Origin of the sequence: Gilliamella sp. M0320 (assembly GCF_016101635.1) — a bacterium.
GTDB classification, from domain to species: Bacteria; Pseudomonadota; Gammaproteobacteria; order Enterobacterales; family Orbaceae; genus Gilliamella; species Gilliamella apis.
In genome coordinates this window covers 133,259-151,907 of record NZ_JACFQD010000005.1, presented here as the reverse complement: position 1 = coordinate 151,907, position 18,649 = coordinate 133,259, and the positions used below count along the sequence as shown (strand labels likewise).

17 protein-coding genes are annotated in these 18,649 nt (G+C 34.8%); 5 read left to right on the top strand and 12 right to left on the bottom strand.

The window, feature by feature from the left end; all coding sequences use genetic code 11:
- The first annotated feature begins 104 nt into the window (after window positions 1-104).
- Together H3T83_RS07885 and H3T83_RS07880 are read left to right on the top strand one after the other, a co-directional pair.
- Window positions 105-992, top strand: coding sequence for an SDR family oxidoreductase (locus H3T83_RS07885; protein WP_198215496.1), 888 nt, complete (start codon window positions 105-107; stop codon window positions 990-992).
- A gap of 180 nt (window positions 993-1,172) precedes the next feature.
- Complete coding sequence (locus H3T83_RS07880) at window positions 1,173-1,652, top strand: hypothetical protein (protein WP_065650937.1); 480 nt, start codon at window positions 1,173-1,175, stop codon at window positions 1,650-1,652.
- Window positions 1,653-1,713: 61 nt separating this feature from the next.
- On the opposite strand, the gene H3T83_RS07875 is transcribed toward H3T83_RS07880, so the two are convergent.
- The 6 genes from H3T83_RS07875 to H3T83_RS07850 form a co-directional block, all read right to left on the bottom strand.
- Window positions 1,714-2,955 carry an MFS transporter gene (locus H3T83_RS07875; protein ID WP_065650936.1) on the bottom strand — a complete coding sequence of 414 codons (1,242 nt, stop codon included), beginning with the start codon at window positions 2,953-2,955 and terminating at the stop codon, window positions 1,714-1,716.
- Between the two features lie 290 nt (window positions 2,956-3,245).
- A complete protein-coding gene (locus H3T83_RS07870) occupies window positions 3,246-4,358 on the bottom strand; it encodes a cupin domain-containing protein (protein ID WP_198215495.1) in 1,113 nt (370 codons plus the stop codon).
- Window positions 4,351-5,133 (bottom strand): YchF/TatD family DNA exonuclease, encoded by a 783-nt coding sequence (locus H3T83_RS07865; protein WP_198215494.1) that lies wholly within the window; start codon window positions 5,131-5,133, stop codon window positions 4,351-4,353. Before H3T83_RS07865 ends, H3T83_RS07870 begins: the two co-directional genes overlap by 8 nt.
- Window positions 5,134-5,144: 11 nt before the next feature.
- On the bottom strand, window positions 5,145-6,323 hold the full coding sequence (lapB, locus tag H3T83_RS07860; protein WP_198215493.1) for a lipopolysaccharide assembly protein LapB: 1,179 nt from the start codon (window positions 6,321-6,323) through the stop codon (window positions 5,145-5,147).
- Window positions 6,324-6,334: 11 nt separating this feature from the next.
- The gene (locus H3T83_RS07855) at window positions 6,335-6,640 is read right to left on the bottom strand and encodes a LapA family protein (protein ID WP_034901614.1); all 306 of its coding nucleotides are present in this window, start codon (window positions 6,638-6,640) and stop codon (window positions 6,335-6,337) included.
- 77 nt (window positions 6,641-6,717) lie between these two features.
- Entirely contained in the window at window positions 6,718-7,437 is a 720-nt protein-coding gene (locus H3T83_RS07850) for a phosphatase PAP2 family protein (RefSeq protein ID WP_065578424.1), read from the bottom strand.
- Window positions 7,438-7,538: 101 nt separating this feature from the next.
- Here H3T83_RS07850 and ribA point away from each other — a divergent pair, with 101 nt between their 5' ends.
- Window positions 7,539-8,144, top strand: a complete 606-nt coding sequence (gene ribA, locus H3T83_RS07845; RefSeq protein ID WP_034901611.1) for a GTP cyclohydrolase II — start codon at window positions 7,539-7,541, stop codon at window positions 8,142-8,144.
- A gap of 128 nt (window positions 8,145-8,272) precedes the next feature.
- Here the strand turns inward: ribA and H3T83_RS07840 are convergent, their stop codons facing one another.
- From H3T83_RS07840 to zipA, 4 genes are all read right to left on the bottom strand, one after another.
- Window positions 8,273-8,461, bottom strand: coding sequence for a 2-hydroxymuconate tautomerase (locus tag H3T83_RS07840; RefSeq protein ID WP_034901609.1), 189 nt, complete (start codon window positions 8,459-8,461; stop codon window positions 8,273-8,275).
- Between the two features lie 9 nt (window positions 8,462-8,470).
- Complete coding sequence (gene luxS, locus H3T83_RS07835; protein ID WP_198215492.1) at window positions 8,471-8,986, bottom strand: S-ribosylhomocysteine lyase; 516 nt, start codon at window positions 8,984-8,986, stop codon at window positions 8,471-8,473.
- 69 nt (window positions 8,987-9,055) lie between these two features.
- Window positions 9,056-11,128, bottom strand: a complete 2,073-nt coding sequence (ligA, locus tag H3T83_RS07830) for an NAD-dependent DNA ligase LigA (RefSeq protein WP_065650932.1) — start codon at window positions 11,126-11,128, stop codon at window positions 9,056-9,058.
- Between the two features lie 177 nt (window positions 11,129-11,305).
- The gene (gene zipA / locus H3T83_RS07825) at window positions 11,306-12,238 is read right to left on the bottom strand and encodes a cell division protein ZipA (protein WP_065650995.1); all 933 of its coding nucleotides are present in this window, start codon (window positions 12,236-12,238) and stop codon (window positions 11,306-11,308) included.
- Between the two features lie 367 nt (window positions 12,239-12,605).
- Here zipA and H3T83_RS07820 point away from each other — a divergent pair, with 367 nt between their 5' ends.
- Both H3T83_RS07820 and H3T83_RS07815 read left to right on the top strand, forming a co-directional pair.
- Window positions 12,606-13,799, top strand: a complete 1,194-nt coding sequence (locus H3T83_RS07820; RefSeq protein ID WP_198215491.1) for an efflux RND transporter periplasmic adaptor subunit — start codon at window positions 12,606-12,608, stop codon at window positions 13,797-13,799.
- A gap of 19 nt (window positions 13,800-13,818) precedes the next feature.
- On the top strand, window positions 13,819-17,028 hold the full coding sequence (locus H3T83_RS07815) for an efflux RND transporter permease subunit (RefSeq protein WP_198215490.1): 3,210 nt from the start codon (window positions 13,819-13,821) through the stop codon (window positions 17,026-17,028).
- Window positions 17,029-17,207: 179 nt separating this feature from the next.
- Here H3T83_RS07815 and ruvC read toward each other — a convergent pair whose 3' ends face one another.
- Together ruvC and H3T83_RS07805 are read right to left on the bottom strand one after the other, a co-directional pair.
- The gene (gene ruvC / locus H3T83_RS07810) at window positions 17,208-17,696 is read right to left on the bottom strand and encodes a crossover junction endodeoxyribonuclease RuvC (RefSeq protein WP_034901596.1); all 489 of its coding nucleotides are present in this window, start codon (window positions 17,694-17,696) and stop codon (window positions 17,208-17,210) included.
- Window positions 17,696-18,439: a YebC/PmpR family DNA-binding transcriptional regulator gene (locus tag H3T83_RS07805; protein ID WP_034901594.1), complete on the bottom strand. Its 744-nt coding sequence runs from the start codon at window positions 18,437-18,439 to the stop codon at window positions 17,696-17,698. Before H3T83_RS07805 ends, ruvC begins: the two co-directional genes overlap by 1 nt.
- Window positions 18,440-18,649: the final 210 nt, after the last annotated feature.

The following is an 18,649-nucleotide window of genomic DNA, read 5'->3' as shown; positions in this document are numbered from 1 at the left end:
AGATATAAAATATGTCTGGCAATAGGATTTTGTGATTATTAATTGATTTTATTTAAGTTATATTGAATTTGTCTACAAATACATGTCTAACTTAGGAGAAAATTATGAGTAAGCAAACCTATAATCCCACAACCAAATATCATCATGACAAGTTTCCTAAACAAAAACAAACTCCTCCTGGCTTACAATATGAAATGAATCCAGTGCCTGATTGTGGCGAAAAAAGTTATCAAGGTCATCAACGGTTAGAAGGTCGAAAAATGTTGGTTACTGGTGGTGATTCAGGGATTGGTCGTGCAGCAGCTATTGCTTATGCAAAAGAAGGTGCTGATGTAGCAATTAACTATTTGCCGGCGGAACAAAAAGATGCTGAAGATGTAGCGAAAGTTATCGAATCTGTAGGGCGTAAAGCAGTGTTGATTCCAGGCGATTTAAGTGATGAGGTATTTTGCAAAAAATTAGTTGATGAAGCGCATAAAAAATTAGGTGGGCTTGATAATCTAACCTTAGTGGCTGGTAAACAAACAGCTGTAGAAGATATTATGCAATTGACTACGGAACAAATCATTAAAACCTTTGAAATCAATGTGTTTTCACTATTTTGGGTAACCAAAGACGCATTGGGTTATTTAAAACCAGGTTCGACGATTATTACCACTTCTTCGGTGCAAGCTTACCAACCAAGTGGTAACTTATTGGATTATGCTTCAACCAAAACGGCGATTATCGCGTTCACTCGTGGCTTAGCTGCGCAATTAGGTAGTAAAGGTATTCGTGTTAATTGTGTAGCACCAGGTCCAGTATGGACACCATTACAAATTTGTGGTGGTCAACCAAGTGAAGTGATTCCAGAGTTTGGTAAACAAACACCATTAAAACGTGCGGGGCAACCGGTAGAACTAGCTGGCGTGTATGTGCATTTAGCATCAGAAGAATCAAGCTATACCACCGCCGAAGTATATGGTGTAACTGGTGGTATGCATATTAATTAATTTATAATAATTACAATATGTTAAAGGGCTATTGTAGCCCTTTTTATATATTGTATAAAAATGATTTTTTCTTTCTTCTTTACTATTAAAGTTGTGTATTTTTTTATAGTTATAATTTACAATTTAATAGTCTTCTTCATCTAATTAAGTGATTAATTAATTTTATAATAAGGAATTTATATGAAAGGTTTAAAATATTCAGCATTGATCTTTATAGCTGCTGCTCTATTTGGTTGTGATGATTCAAAATCTAAACCAGCTGATAATAGTACTAATAGTGAGCCAGCAAAAACTGCACCAGTTTCAAATGATACGCAGGCAACTAAGCCAGATCTAAGTAAAGCTCAGGATAAATATATTAGTGAAGCTAAACGTTTACTACCAGTAAAAGTGAATGAATATTCTAACCTAGTTGATCTTTATAAAGAGAATAATTCAATTAACTATAAATATGTAATGGATGTATCTAAAGATGATTTGGATATTGACCAAAGTAAAAAAGTTACTGCTGATGCATTAAAAACTCTTTATTGTTCAGATAATAGCGAAATGAAAGACTTTAAAAATGCTTTCCCCGATGGTGCGATTCACAATTATTATATTAAAGATGAAATGGTGTTTAGTATACACTTAAAATCAGCTGATTGTGATGCAAAATAGTTAAAAATAATTAGTATTTTTATTAGCAAAACAGGGCTAAAAGCCCTGTTTTTTTATGTAATTACTCTAATGCTTTGCCTTTGGTTTCTGGAATTAAGAAGATAAAGGCTATTGCTGATAACAAGTAAGCTCCAGAAAGTAGTGCTAATGCATAACTGATGGAGTAAACAGTCGCTAAATAGGCAATGAGTACTTGCGATACACCCGCAATACCACGACCAACGTTAAATATAATGTTTTCAGCACTTGAACGGGCATCCGTTGTATAATGTTCAGCCAACAAAGCTCCATATCCACCCATCATACCATTAACAAAAAAGCCAATAACTGAACCAAATAGTATTAAAACTAACATATCAGTTTGGTGAAAATAGAACCATATTGAAATAGCTGATATAAGTAAAAATATTATATAAGATGGGCGACGACCAAATTTATCACATAACCAACCGAAAATTAAGATTCCTAATGACATACCAATCGTGGTTGATATGGTCCAAAACATCGTATTTTTGAATGGTAGTTTTAATTCAGTCGCAATCATATTAGGCATCCAAACCATTAATCCATAAAACCCAAAATTTTGTACTGCACAAGCAATAGTTAAACCTATAGTGGTAGCTGTGATTCTAGGGGTTTTAAATAGTTTTCCGATGGCTATTTTATTTTTATTTTGATCTTTTAAGTTTTGCCAAATTTCAGGCTCTTTTAAACCTTTACGCGTCCATGCAACAAATAGTGCAGGTAATACACCCATGGCAAATGCCCAGCGCCAACCATGCACTTCACCAATAAAATTAACCGTTAGGGCGGCAAGAATTATCCCCACTTGAAAGCCTAATGCCACAATTGAAGTTGCTCTGGAACGTTTGTTTTTAGGCCAACTTTCTGATACTAATGTCATGCCTATACCAAATTCACCTCCCAAACCAAGGCCACTAAGAAAGCGAAAAATTAAAAAGCTTTCATAATTTGGTGAAATAGCACAAAGGCCCGTAAATAATGAGAAGATTAAAATTGTCCATGAAAATACTCTAACACGGCCAAATTTATCAGCAAGTACGCCGAAAAGAATTCCACCTAATACAGCCCCTAATAATGTCGCCGAAGTTAATGTACCTAGATCGGATTTGGTTAGGTTAAAAGTAGTTGCAATTAGGCTAAAACAAACACCTAAAATCATCATATCTAAACCGTCTAATGCATATCCTACTGTTGATGCAAATAAAGTACGTTTTTGATAAGGAGTTGTTTGTGCGCTTTCACTCTCAGCTTGGTTGGTCATGCTTGCATTAATATTCATGTTTACCTCAAGTCAATAAAAAGATAGTGGTTCAATCTAAGCGTTATTTTGTTTAACTCATCATTAAACGAAGGGGCTCAAAAAGCGGGGGCAAGTATATACTTAAAAATGGTAAAAAGCTAAATGAAAATCCAAAAATATCAGCTTTTATTTTATTTATTGTTGTTTTGGCAAAATTATCTGTTTAATATTGAAAAATATCTAATTTTTTAGACAAATTAGTCGATAATTTTGCCATTTTACGGATGTTAGCCGATAGCTTAGTAACCGATTTTGTTAAGATGAAAATTTTATTCTTCGGCAAAATACCAATAACCAAGATTAACAAATTTTAACATGACATCTAAGGTTACATCGTCTTGTATTTGCTCATAGCAAAGTACTTCAGTTTCACATAACAAATTAATTGTTGTCATTGGTAAAGGTATTTTTTTTCCGTTGATATAAGCGCTATCACCGATTTTTAAGATACGGATACTAGGAACTCGGTAGAGTTCAGCTCCAGCTTTGAGAATTGCTTCGAATTCATCTAAATCATAAGCTGGTTCAACAGGAATGATATTTAGTTCATGCATAGGCATTGTGATATGTTTACCAAACCAATCATTAAATAAAGCTGGATTATTTATTAAATCAATCATTTGACTTTTAAGCTTTTCAATTTCATATGGTTGGATTAGATACGGATCGCTAGGTAACTTTAAGTCAGGGTCTTGATAGAAGATGCCATTAGGTAAGTTATCAATTACATAATCAGCAAATCCACTTAATAAGTCTTGTGATGTTTGGGTTCTAAATCCTACCGAATAACTAAGTGATTCGCCAATCGATATCCCATTATGTGGAAAACCAATTGGAATATATAAAATATCTCCAGCAGTAATTTCCTCATCAATAATAGGTTGATAATCTTCAACATGTAATAAAGCTTTATGAGCACTAAATTGTTTATAATTAGGATTACGATCACCAACTTGCCAACGACGGCGGCCTTTACCTTGAATGATAAATACATCATAATTATCAATATGAGGGCCAACGCCAGCACCTTGGGTTGCATAAGATATCATTAGGTCTTCAAATTGCCATTGTGGAATGCATTTAAACGGTTCAACTAAAGTAGCTGCTTGCTCATGCCAATGATCGACAGCTTGGACCAGTAGGCTCCAATGATCTTCACCTAAGTCACTATAGTCAATAAATGGCCCATATTTTGCGTCCCATTTTCCATTTTTGTTAGTAACAATTCGACTTTCAATTTCTTCTTCCATGGCAAGACCAGCTAGTTCTTCAGGGGAGATAGGATCGATAAAATTACTAAAAGCATTACGTAAAATAACTGGTTTTTTTTGCCAATAATTAGTTAAAAAATCATCCCAATTGATTGTTAATTTGTTACTCATTAATTACTCCTTTTAAATTGAATAATTGACAAAAGTTTGTTGTAGTTTGTTGTGCAATAGTATCAAGAGTTACACCTTTTAGTGCAGCTAAATAATTAGCTACCTCTTTAACATAAGCGGGCTGATTTTCTTTCCCTCGATAGGGAACGGGCGCTAAATAGGGAGAATCAGTCTCAATCAAAATGCGATCTAAAGGCACAAATTTTGCTACTTCTCGCAGAGATTCGGCATTTTTAAAGGTGATAATCCCTGAAAATGAAATATAAAAACCAATATCTAATAAAGCTTTAGCTGTATCAATATCTTCAGTAAAACAATGTAAGACACCCGCGTAAGCTTGCTCTTCTTTTAATATTTTTAGGGTATCTTGTTTGGCGTTACGGGTATGGACGATTATTGGTTTTTTTAATTGTTTACCTAAGTGAATGTGTTGTATAAAATTGTATTGCTGTAATTCAAGATTATCTTGTTGATAGTAATAATCAAGACCTGTTTCGCCAAGAGCGATAACATTATCTTCTTGTGCAAGACGAGCAAAACGCTCGGTGTCGTAAGGTTCATCATCTAAATTAAGTGGGTGAATACCACATGAAAACGAGCACTGTTTTTTATATGGCATTAGCATTGCTTTCATCGATTCATAACCTGACAATGTTGTTGCAACACTTAGACAATGTTTCACATCATTGTGTAGTGCTTCTTGCAAAACGCTATCAAGCGTTTTATTAGTATAGTCCAAACTGTCTAAATGACAGTGCGAATCAATTAGAAACATATTAAACTCTTTTAATTATTTGAATGATGTTCGAAATCACGAACAGGTTTTATGGTTGACCATGAGCGACAACTTGGGCACAACCAATAGAGAGTATTAACGGTAAATCCACATTTTTGACACCGGTAATTAGGAACTGATTTTATTTGTTCGCCTACCATATTTCGAAGAAGTAATAGACTTTGTTTGGCTTTTCCTTGTTCAGCATCAGCTACATGGTAATCCATTAATCGGTAAAAACCTTTAAGATTTGGGTGTTTTAATAATTCACGATAAAGGTAATATTGAGCCGCATCTAGCCCATTATTTTTTTCAACAATATCGGCAAGCATCAGTTCTGCTACATTACCAGTGTCTTGTTTGACACAAATTTCTAAAAACTGTTTGAATAGTTGTGGCTGACTTATTTGAGTATAACATGTTTTTAATAGAGGTAAGGCTTCGCCAATAAAAGCTTTGTCTTGGTTTATTATTTGTTGGAAAGATTCAATTGCTTGTTCGAGTTTGTTTTGAACCATGAATACTCGTCCAAGCATTAATGAAGTACGAGCACAATTAGCATCGGCAGTAGCAGATTTTTTTAATAGGTTGTATGCTTGTTCTAAATCATCATCAGCGATAGCGAGTGCTGCTAATTCACAGTAAAATTGGGCGATTTCGATCTTATATTTTTCATTGCCAAGTTTTACCAGTCTGGTTGCGATATTAATCGCATTGTTCCATTCGCTTGTAGATTGATAAATGATAAGTAACTGTTGTAGAGCATGTTGCTGGAAGTCTTCTTCATCAATTAATTGTAAAAACATCTCTTCGGCACGGTCATAAAGCCCCGCAACCATATAGTCTCGTCCAAGTTGCTGAATTGCTAATAATCGTTGATCAAATGTTAATGATGAACTTTCCATTAATGCTTGGTGAATACGTATAGCGCGATCAACTTCGCCACGTGAACGGAATAGGTTTCCTAGTGTTAGATGCGCTTCGAGGGTACCTTCATCTTCTTTAAGTAGATCAAGGAAAATATCAACAGCTTTATCTTTTTGATTAGACAAAAGAAAATTTAGACCATCCACGTATTCTCGAGATAATCGATTCGATTGATTTAAATATTTTTGTTTGGCATTTCTGTCACCCATATACCAGCCATAGGCAGCGGCTATTGGCAGTAACAGAAATAACAATTCAAACATAATTACCTATTTTAATTGGTATTGGTTAAATTCATTTTCTGATGATTAGATATGTCTTCATCATATCTTTTTTGCAATTTATTCAATTTACGTTTCGTCGATGAATGTTGGAATTTAGATTTTAAGAAATATATTCCAGTTAATATCCAGCCAACTAAAAAACCTGAACCAAATAATATTGCCAGTAATACAGATAATCTGACTTCAGTTTTAGCAATTAAATAGTTAAAAGTTACTATTTGATTATTAGCTGAACCTATAGTTATCGAAATGGCGAAAATAAGAATTATCAATAAAATTGATATTACTAATTTCATAATGCTAACCTTATTATTTTTATTAAAAAATTGATATTACCTAATTCTTTTCTTTAAAACTATTCTTTTCTTTTGCTTTATTCCATTACTATATGCCATTTTTTAACATAAAAACAGCAGATAAGTGAAATTAACCAAGCTAGCAATATCCCTAATATTAAATCATAAGCTGAATGCATGCCTAATAATAGTCGACTCGTTTCAATGAGCAATGACCAAATAGTAATGATTGATACAATAAAAAAATGTCGTTTAAAACTTAGTAGCGTTATGGCTAATAAAGCCCAAGTGGCTGCAAATAAAGTGTGCCCAGAAGGAAAAGCATAACCTGTTTCACTTTGCCAATGATTAGATAACCATGTAGGAATAATGGTTGAATTGGCTAATAATTTTTCAATATTAGCTTTACGTTCTGCTCTTGTTTGTGAATAAAATTGCTTTTCATCAAGATTAAACTCTTTATCTAACCATATAACATAAGGTCTGGATTCAGCAGTTTGTTGTTTGATGATACTCTTAACAACTTGCCCACCTAACATTGCACTGACTAAAACTAACCATAATAGTAATAATGTTTTTTTATTTTTATTAACAAGTTTTAGGTAAAAGAGTAAAAAAAACAGCCCAGATGTTATTATTGCCCACGGAAAACTAGCTGTTTCAGTTACCCAAAATAAATATTTAGATATATTATTTATTGACGTTGGTTGCCACTGCCAATTTACGGTTATAACAGATAACGGTATAATCAGAAATAAGATCAATGGCACTATTGTTTTTTTTATTACTAACCCCATTTAAAACTCAATTAAGCATAAAATTTTATTTATTTTAACATGGAAACACGATTTTCTTTTAAAAAATCTTAATCATGTTGTGATGAAACTTGGAGATAATAATGCAATTAAAACATGTTGCACAAGCTAAACTACCAACCCCGTGGGGATGTTTTACTATTGTTGGTTTTGAAGAAATTGCAACAGGTAAGGATCATGTCGCATTAGTGTTTGGTGACATTAATGATCATTCATCCATATTAACACGTGTTCATTCTGAATGTTTGACGGGCGATGCATTATTTAGTTTACGATGTGATTGTGGTTTTCAATTAGAAGCTGCATTGAAGCAGATAGCTAAAGAGGGTAAAGGTGTCTTGATTTATCATCGTCAAGAAGGGCGTAATATTGGTTTGCTAAATAAAATTAGGGCTTATGCCCTACAAGATCAGGGCTTAGATACGGTTGAGGCCAATGAACAATTAGGCTTTGCTGCTGATGAACGTGATTTCACCTTATGTGCAGATATGCTTAGGTTACTAAATGTGTCTCAAGTTCGATTATTAACTAACAATCCGGAAAAGATAAAAGTTCTTGAACAAGCGGGAATTAACGTTACTGAACGAGTGCCTTTAGAAGTGGGAGAAAATCCAAGCAATGAACATTATTTAGCGACTAAAGCTAATAAATTAGGACATATACTACATTTACACCACTGTAATCATTAACTCTTTAAAAAGAGAATTTTACGGAGTTGCTATATTTTTAATTTAGTTGTTGTAATTATTTAATCGTTTAACCTCAAAATCTATTATCGATTTTGAGGTTAATTTTTATTTACAAATAAATTAATTTATTAATCTTTGTCGCATCTTAGTACGCCACCATTGGCAATTTGGTCTTTTGATACTTCATGCATAATAATTTGTACCGCCTCTGGTTTACAGTTAAGCGTTTCAACAATTGCATCAGTTACTCGTTTAGCCATTTCACGTTTTTGTTCAATGGTGCGTCCTTCTAAAAAATCAATAACTACATTTGGCATGAATATTTCCTAATTATTAATGGTGGCAAGTTGCTCATCAGTTAATGCAATGTCTTGATTATGACATATTTCAATTCCAGTTTGGATAATTTTTTCAGCAATCACTTTGGCTTCATCTAAAGAGTGCATGGTATAAGTTCCGCATTGATATTCATTCAGCTCTGGGATTTGCGATTGAGATTTTACATTCATAACATCATGCATAGCCTGTAACCATGCATTAACAACTAAAGATTCTTCTGGTTTACCAATTAAACTCATATAAAAACCGGTTCGGCAGCCCATTGGTGAGATGTCAATAATTTCAACTTTATCACTATTTAAATGATCACGCATAAAGCCTGCAAATAAGTGCTCTAAAGTATGAATACCTTTTTCAGGTAGTAGTGCTTTATTAGGTATAGTAAAGCGAAGATCAAATACTGTAATATCGTCACCTTTTGGGGTTGCCATGGTTTTAGCGATTCGCACAAAAGGCGCTTTCATTTTAGTATGATCAACTTTAAAACTGTCTAATAAAGGCATAATTTTCTCCTTGAGTTTGGGATTAAGCCATTTTGCTTGATTAGCTTAATATATTCCACTATTTTATATTCATTGATTTAATAAATTTATCAATTCTTGTTCATCAATCACTTTTATTCCAAGTTCTTGCGCTTTGGCTAATTTTGAACCGGCTGACTCTCCAGCAATTACTAAGTCGGTTTTTTTGGAAACACTACCCGTTACTTTAGCACCAAGTTGTTTTAATTTGGTTTTTGCTTCATCGCGCGTTAATAATGATAGAGTTCCTGTTAACACAATGGTTTTGTTAGAAAACGGAGAATCTGTTGTTAACAGTTCTACTTCTACATCTGGCCAGTGTATACCAATTTCCTCACTAATTAATTGATCAATTACCGTGCGGTTATGAGGTTCTTGAAAGAAGTCGATAATACTTTCTGCAATTACAGCACCAATATCATTTACCGATTGTAATTGTTCCAAAGATGCGTTTTCAATTGCTGTTAAATTTCCTAATTGATTAACTAAATTTTCTGCAGTTACTTCACCAACATTAGGAATACCAAGTGCAAAAATAAATCGATTTAAACTCGTATTTTTTGATTTATCTAATGCGTTCATTAAATTATTAGCTAATTTTTCACCAACTTTGTCTAATGAACATAAAATTGGTACTGTGAGTTTATAAAGATCTGCAGGTGTTTTGACATATTCTTTGTCAACCAATTGTTCAATTATTTTATCGCCAAAACCTTCGACATTCATTGCTCGGCGAGAAACAAAATGTTTTAAGGCCTCTTTACGTTGTGCCTGACAAATTAATCCTCCGGCGCAACGAGATATCGCTTCTCCTTCATCACGGACAATGATTGAACCACAAATCGGGCAGTGAGTTGGAAAAATAATTTCTTTAGTATCAACAGGTCTTCGATCTTTAATTACTGCGACAATTTGAGGAATAACATCGCCAGCTCGACGAACGGTGACATAATCACCCTCACGAATACCTAAACGGATAATTTCATCACTGTTATGCAGTGTGGCATTGCTTACAATTACACCTGCAACTGAAACTGGCTCTAATCTTGCCACAGGCGTTATCGCACCAGTACGCCCAACTTGAAAGTCGACTTTATTTAGCTTTGTTACTTCTTCTTGTGCTGGAAATTTGAATGCGGTAGCCCAACGAGGTGCACGAGCAACGAAACCAAGTTGTTCTTGTTCAGCAATGCTATTTACTTTAATTACAACACCATCAATATCAAAATCTAATGACATTCTTTGCTCGCCAATTTGCTTAAAATAATCTAGTGCTTCTTCTGCACCATGGCGAATTTGAACTTTGTCACTTACTGGTAGACCCCAAGCTTTAAATTGCATTAGTCTTGCATAATGAGTATTCGGTAAGTCAGCTCCTTCATAAATACCAACGCCATAACAGAAAAAAGTAAGCGGTCTTTTGGCTGTGATTTTTGGATCTAACTGTCTTAATGAACCTGCCGCAGCATTCCTTGGATTCGCAAATATTTTTTCGTTGCGTTTTTCCGCCTCTGCATTCAATTTAGTAAAGCCTTTATGTGTCATAAACACTTCACCACGAACTTCTAAACGAGGTGGTATATTTTCACCTTGCAATACGAGAGGAATGGTTTTTATGGTTCGTACATTGGCGGTAATATCTTCGCCAGTTGTGCCATCACCTCGTGTAGCAGCTTGAATAAATTGGCCATTTTCATATATCAGACTTACAGCTAATCCATCAAGTTTTAGCTCGCAACAGTATTCAACGGCTTGATCTTCATCTAGCTCTAAGCGATCTTTTATTCTTTTATTAAAAGCGATAAAACTTGATTCATCAAAAACATTATCCAGAGATAACATAGGCAGTTGATGTTTGATCGAAGAAAATTGTGATAATGGGGCTCCCCCAACACGTTGAGTTGGTGAGTCAGGGGTAATGAGTTCGGGATGAGTGAGCTCTAGATTTTGTAGCTGTTTGATTAATTTATCATATTCCACATCTGGTATTTCAGGTGTATCCAGCACATAATAACAGTATTCATGATGTCTTATCAGGTTACGTAAAGTCGAGATCTGTTTTATTACATTTTGGTGAGATCCAGATTGCGATACTGAATGTTCAGTTATATTTGATTGTGGCATGATTTTAAACTCTTAAATTAACATGAAGGTTTTTAAATTTATTAATAAAATAGTATTTATAGGTATTTTAGAACAATAGATTTTAATAAAAATTGTCAATTAACTAATATAAGCCAGACTATTCCGCTAATTTTTTAGCGGAATAGTAGCAAAAATGAGGAATTTTAAACTGCTAGCTTAAATTTCATTACAAGCTTTCTTTATGCGTTCTTTATAACTATCGATTTTTTGTGGTGTCATCATGTGATGTTCATCATCTAAAACTACACCATTAACATCATCAGCGATACGTTGCGCAGTTTGTAGCATTAATTTGAAATTTTGTTGATTGTTTCCATGAGTTGGCGCAACCATAAAAATCGATACGCCAGGTGTTGTAAATTCGTGCATAGTTTCAGGATCTAGATGTCCTGGACTGATCATATTCGCCAAACTAAATAATATTGGTCCATTACCGGCAGGGTCAACATGGCGATGAAAAATACGCATATCACCAAATTGGAATCCTGATTGCATGATGCTAGCTAATAGCATATCACCTTGTAGTTCCTTGCCATTTAAGCCAGTAACATTTAATACAATAATTTCAGTTTTAGCTTCTTCACTATCGTCTATCGTAATTTTTTCTTGTTTTTCAAGTTTTTCATCCGATTGAGAATGCTCGGTTATGATATCCTCACCAACTTTTTTAGTTGGTTTTTCATTTTCAGTATTTTCTTTAACTGGTTGAGCAGTAAAGCTATTCGATTGAAAATCGCTAGTCGATTCATTAGAAACCTTAATATCGATTTTCGGTTGTTGGTCGTCATCATCTGAAAACAGGTCGACTTGACGAGGCAGTTGTTCTTCTTCTTTTACTAATCCTTCATTAACATGGACATTAGTATCATCCTGTTTTGTTTTGCTTTTTGGCGTTAGTAAAATCACATCATCTTCATCATCATTATAGATGTCTTCATATTGCTGAGTATGTGTTGTGAATTTATCTTTTTTGCCTAACTTAAATAAAGAAGAACGTTCTTTTTTATTGATCCAAAGCCCATGAATTAATAATGCAATAATGACCAAGGATGCAACCACAATTAGAACAGTACGTAAATTATCCATAATACCCACTCAGAATTAAATTAAATATAGATTCAAATTATTCAATAATATAATTGAAAAAAAAGGATTAAAAAATACCATAATGAAATTTTTTTACTTTTAAGTTAAATCCATACTTACTTATTACAGCGCGAAAAACTATTTGTATATATTACTTTATTTCTACAAATAATCATAATTATCAATAGAAATTTTTTATAAATTCGCTTTTAAATCCAATAAGTCAGTTAATTTTTAGAACTCTGTGCTATTAAGGCGTTAAGACTCTTACAATCTATGCATATTTTTTGTAAAATCTCCGATCACTTTTGAATAATATTCATTGTTTTTATTTAAAAAATAATTATTAAGTTACCGAGGTCTTTTTTATATGAGATTTAATAAGCTATTACTTACTCTGCCAGTGGCATTAACTAGTCTATTATTAGCCAGTTGTGATAATAATCAATCACAAGATGGTGCTGGCCAATTACCAAAGGTAACTGTTTTTAAAGTTGAACCTTTAAACTATACCCTAAAAATAAACTTACCTGGACGGGTTGTTGCTTCCCAAATCGCTGAAATCCGACCACAGGTTAGTGGGATTGTACTAAATCGAGAATTTGAAGAAAGTTCAAACGTTAAAGCTGGTCAATCACTTTATCAAATTGATCCTGCTATTTATCAAGCTAATTATGATAGTGCAGTGGCCAGTGTAGCTAGCGCTAAAGCTAACGCTAATATAGCTCAACTAACCTTAAAACGTTACGCAGGACTTTTGAATACCAAATCAATCAGTCAACAAGAATATGATAAAGCTGCTGCTGATGCCAAACAAGCTGAGGCAAGTGTTTTAGTTGCTCAAGCAGCAGAGCACGCTGCCAAAGTTAATTTAGACTACACTAAAGTATACTCGCCAATTGATGGTTATATTGGTAAATCAAGTGTGACAGAAGGGGCATTAGTATCAGCAGGACAACCTGCTCCATTAGCTTTGGTACAACAACTTGATCCTATCTATGTTGATATGACTGAAGCTGCAACTCGTTATAATAAATATCTTCAAGATGAAAATATTATTTATGAGCCAGCTCAAGGTGACAATGTTGAGTTATTTTTTAATGATGGTTCAAAATACGCTTTACCAGGAAATATTAAATTTTCAGATATGACGGTTAATGAAACGACAGGAACTGTTACTCTACGATCGCAATTTTCTAATGCTGAAGGAAAAATCTTACCGGGGATGTTTGTAAAACCACAATTGACATTAGGTACAATTAAAAATGCGGTGTTGGTTCCGCAACAAGGCATTACTAGTAACCAAAAAGGTCAGTATACTGCTAAGATTTTAAAACCAGATAATACTGTTGAATATCGTCAAGACATTAAAATTTATACAGGTATAAGTGGTTATTGGGTTGTTACCAGTGGTATTGATGTTGGTGAACAAGTGATTACTACAGGTTTACTTAATTTAACCGCAGTAGAAAGGGGGCAACCAATGAAGGCTCAAGCGGTAGACAAACCAGCTACGCTTTCTCAAGAGCAATTAGACAATATCATCAAAAGCAGCGTGAAATAAAACAGGGGTAGAGTTAATTATGGCTAAGTTTTTTATTGATAGACCTGTTTTTGCATGGGTAATTGCTATCATGATGATGCTGGGCGGTGCTTTATGTATTAAGCTACTCGCTGTTGAACAATATCCTGATATCGCGCCGCCAGCTGTTACTGTTTCTGCTGTTTATCCAGGGGCTGATGCACAAACCATTGAAAATACGGTTACCCAATTAATTGAGCAAAACTTAACTGGTTTGGATAATTTGATTTATATGAAATCAACCAGTAGTGCCCAGGGGGTTGTACAAACAACTTTGACCTTTGCACCGGGTACTAGCCCTGATTTTGCGCAAGTGCAAGTTTTAAATAAAGTAGAGAGTATAAAATCACGTCTGCCAGAAAGTGTGCAAAAAAATGGGGTGTCGGTTGCTAAAAATAATACCAACTTCTTAAAAGTTATTGGTTTCTATTCTACTAATCCTCAAAAAACACAAGCAGATATTGCTGACTTTATTTATTCAACGGTACAAGATCAGATACGTCGTGTACAAGGAGTCGGTGATACTCAGTTATTTGGTTCTGAATATGCAATGCGTATTTGGTTAGATCCAAACAAACTTAATTATTTTAATCTATCTATTGAAGAAATTATTGCTGCCATTCAGGCGCAAAATGCGCAGGTTACAGCAGGGCAACTTGGTGCTTTACCTGCAACGGAAGGACAAGAGCTTAATGCAACCATTACAGCTCAATCACGGTTAAAAACACCTGAGCAATTTCAAAATATTTTAGTTCGAGTTAACACAGATGGTTCAAACATCTTATTAAAAGATGTCGCCAAGGTTGAAATTGGCGCGGCTGATTATAACTTTCTTTCACGTTATGACGGTAAACCATCAGCTGGTTTAGGTATTTATTTGGCGACAGGTGCAAACCAGCTCGATACATCAGCAAAAGTTGACCAAAAAATTCAAGAGTTATCACAGATTTTTCCTGAGGATATCAAATTTGCCTATCCTTATGATACAACTCCGTTCGTTAAGTTATCGATTAATAACGTAGTTCATACATTAATTGAAGCAATCATATTGGTTGTTATCGTTATGTATGTTTTTTTACAAAATCTGCGTTCTACACTTATTCCAACTATCACCGTACCAGTTGTATTGTTAGGTACGTTTGCAGTTTTATATATATGTGGATTTACCATTAATACGTTATCCATGTTTGCTATGGTGCTTGCTATCGGTCTTCTGGTCGATGATGCCATCGTGGTAATTGAGAACGTTGAACGTATTATGCATGACGAAGGACTTTCGCCTTATGATGCTACTGTCAAATCGATGGAACAAATTACTTCGGCACTAGTGGGTATCGCCGTGGTACTATCAGCGGTATTTGTACCAATGGCATTTTATGGTGGTGCAGCAGGGGGGATCTATCGTCAATTTTCAATCACAATTGTAACATCGATGGCTTTATCAGTATTGATGGCAATTGTATTAACACCAGCTCTTTGTGCGCAAATTTTAAAAGCACCATCGAAAAATAAAGTTAAGATAACTACGTTAGGCGAAAAATTAGAAAGCATACCTCCATTTAGCTGGCTTTCAATCGGAACTAAATGGTTTTTTAATAAGTTTAATAATTTATATAACAAGAGTTTACATGCCTATGAAAAAGGTGTGATTAAATTTATTCGTTATCCGTTGATTTCATTTGTTTGCTATGTCTTAATAGTTGTTGGCTTAGTGTTTGGCTTTAACCGTTTACCAACTGGTTTCTTACCAAATGAAGATCAGGGGGTGTTGATTGTAATGGTTGAGTTACCACCTGGTGCGACATTAGAACAAACCATGGGTGTATTGAACAAAACCTCTCAATTTTATATGAATGAAAAAGCTGATTCAGTTAAGGAAATCTTTACCGTTGCTGGTTTTAGTATGGTTGGTCGTGGACAAAACATGGGACTAGGTTTTATTCGCTTAAAAGATTGGGATGAACGGAAACGCCCGGATCAAAAAGTGGATGCATTAGTTGGTAGTGGTTGGGGATTTGCTTCTACTGTTACTGAAGGTCGTGTCATTATTACTAATGTACCGGCTGTGCCATCACTTGGTATGGCAAATGGTTTTTCTTACATGTTAAAAGATACCGCTGGACTTGGCCATGAGGCACTGATGGGGGCATTTTTCCAATTATTGGGTCAAGCTGCACAGAATCCTAATCTACAACAAGTTCGTCCAGGTAGTATGCTAGATGTTCCACAATATAAGATTAATGTTGATTTTGAAACGGCCCAAGCACTTGGTGTTGCAGTAAGTAGCGTAAATACCGTACTCTCAACAGCATTGGGTTCTGCTTATATTGATGATTTTGTTTATAACAATCGGGTTAAAAAAGTCTATTTACAATCTGATTCAGCTTATCGAATGTTACCTGATGATTTCAGCTTTTGGCATGTTAAAAATCAAAAAGGTGAAATGGTTCCTTATGATGCATTTGCCACTACAACTAAGAGTTATGGTTCGCCATCTTTAGTTCGTTATGATGGAGTTGCAGCGATGGGCATCAGTGGATCAGCTGCACCAGGTATGAGTTCTGGACAAGCTATGGCAATAATGGAAAAATTATCTAAAAACTTACCAAAAGGTTTCTCGTATGATTGGACAGATATTTCTTACCAAGAACGTCAAACAGGTTCACAAACGACAACACTTTATCTTATCTCACTTATTGTAGTGTTCTTATCATTAGCTGCATTATATGAAAGTTGGACTGTACCTATTTCTATCTTGTTCGTTATCCCATTAGGTATTATTGGTACCGTATATGCAACTATGTTTAGAGGCCTTGATAATGATATCTACTTTATCGTTGGTCTATTAACAACGATGGGTCTATCAGCTAAGAATGCTATTTTGATCGTAGAATTTGCTAAAGATGCGTTAGAAAAAGAAGGTAAGTCATTAATTGATGCAACATTAGAAGCTTGTCGCTTACGTTTACGCCCAATTTTAATGACTTCATTTGCCTTTATCCTCGGTGTTTATCCACTGGCTACCAGTAGCGGTGCCGGTTCTGTAAGTCAGAAAGCGGTAGGTACAGGGGTTATTGGTGGTATGTTAACGGCAACGTTCTTAGCAATATTCTATGTTCCGTTATTCTTCTTATTTATAACGAAATTATTCACTAAACATAAGAATAAAGTGGTGTTGCCAGCTAACTATACTGGTAAAACAGAGAAATAGTTAATGAATAATTAATATGAACTTGAAGCACCAATAATATTGGTGCTTTTTTTTATCTAACTTTTAATTGATTGCTTATTTGATATTTTAATTTAATGTTTTTATTCGGTTGAAATAAAAGTTGAGGAAAGGGGTTTTTAGGCTATAAAAGCAGGACATTAATAAAGAATAGTTTCAGGTTATCTATGTGATTTGATTAATTGTTGACTCATATGGGCATGGGTAATTGCTATGGCTAGTGCATCTGCCGCATCCGCCTGAGGACTTGCTGGTAATTTCAATAGTAGTTTAACCATATGTTGAACTTGTTTTTTGTCGGCAGCCCCAGTGCCAACCACACTTTGCTTAACCAAGCGAGCAGCATATTCAAAAACAGGTAAATCATGATTGACTGCAGCAACAATTGCAGATCCTCGTGCTTGGCCTAATTTTAAAGCAGAATCGGCATTACGTGCCATAAAGACTTGTTCTATAGCAAACATGTCCGGTTGAAATTGAAGAATAATTTCACTTACACCTGCATAGACACGTTTTAATCGTGTGGGTAAATCATCGACAGCAGTGCGAATACAGCCACTGCCAAGATAGGTAAGTTGTCGTCCCGTCTGACGAATTACGCCATAACCCGTCAAACGAGAGCCTGGGTCAATACCCAGAATGATAGTCATTAGAGTGTTGCAGCAACTTCGTCTGACACTTCTCCGTTATGATAAACCTCTTGAACATCATCACAATCTTCAAGCATGTCGATAAGACGTAGTAGTTTTGGTGCAGACTCAATATCAAGATCAACTTTGGTTGCTGGAATCATTGAAACTTCGGCAGATTCAGCTACTAAACCGGCTGCATCAAGTGCATCTTTAACTTCACCGAATGATTCTGGTGTAGTAAATACATCAATTGCACCATCATCATAAGTAACCACATCATCCGCACCAGCTTCAAGCGCAGCATCCATTACTTGATCTTCATCAGTTCCAGCAGGATAAGAGATCACACCTTTTTTAGTAAATAAATAAGACACTGAACCATCAGTACCTAAGTTACCACCAGTTTTAGTAAAAGCGTGACGAACTTCAGATACAGTTCGGTTTCGGTTGTCACTTAAGCATTCAACCATTACTGCAGTACCTGCAGGTCCATAACCTTCATAGATGATAGTTTCCATATTTGTATCATCTTCACCACCGACACCACGAGCAATTGCTCTGTTCATGGTATCTCGAGTCATGTTGTTAGATAATGCTTTGTCCATAGCAGCACGTAGACGAGGGTTAGACGCTGGATCGCCACCACCAAGTTTTGCTGCGGTTACAAGTTCGCGAATAATTTTGGTAAAGATTTTACCGCGCTTAGCATCTTGAGCTGCTTTGCGATGTTTGGTATTGGCCCATTTACTATGACCTGCCATAAAATTCTCCAGATTAAATAATTTAAAAATCGTGCTATTTTAACAAACTTTTAACTAAAGTTCATTATCAATCTATTTATTGATTTTATACTTGAATATAATCAGAATTTTTCTTATTTACACTTAAAGTATGAAAATGAAATGAACTGATTTTCATCAAAAGGTAAATTTAATTTTTATTTCTTATCAACAAAGAGAAATATAGCATAG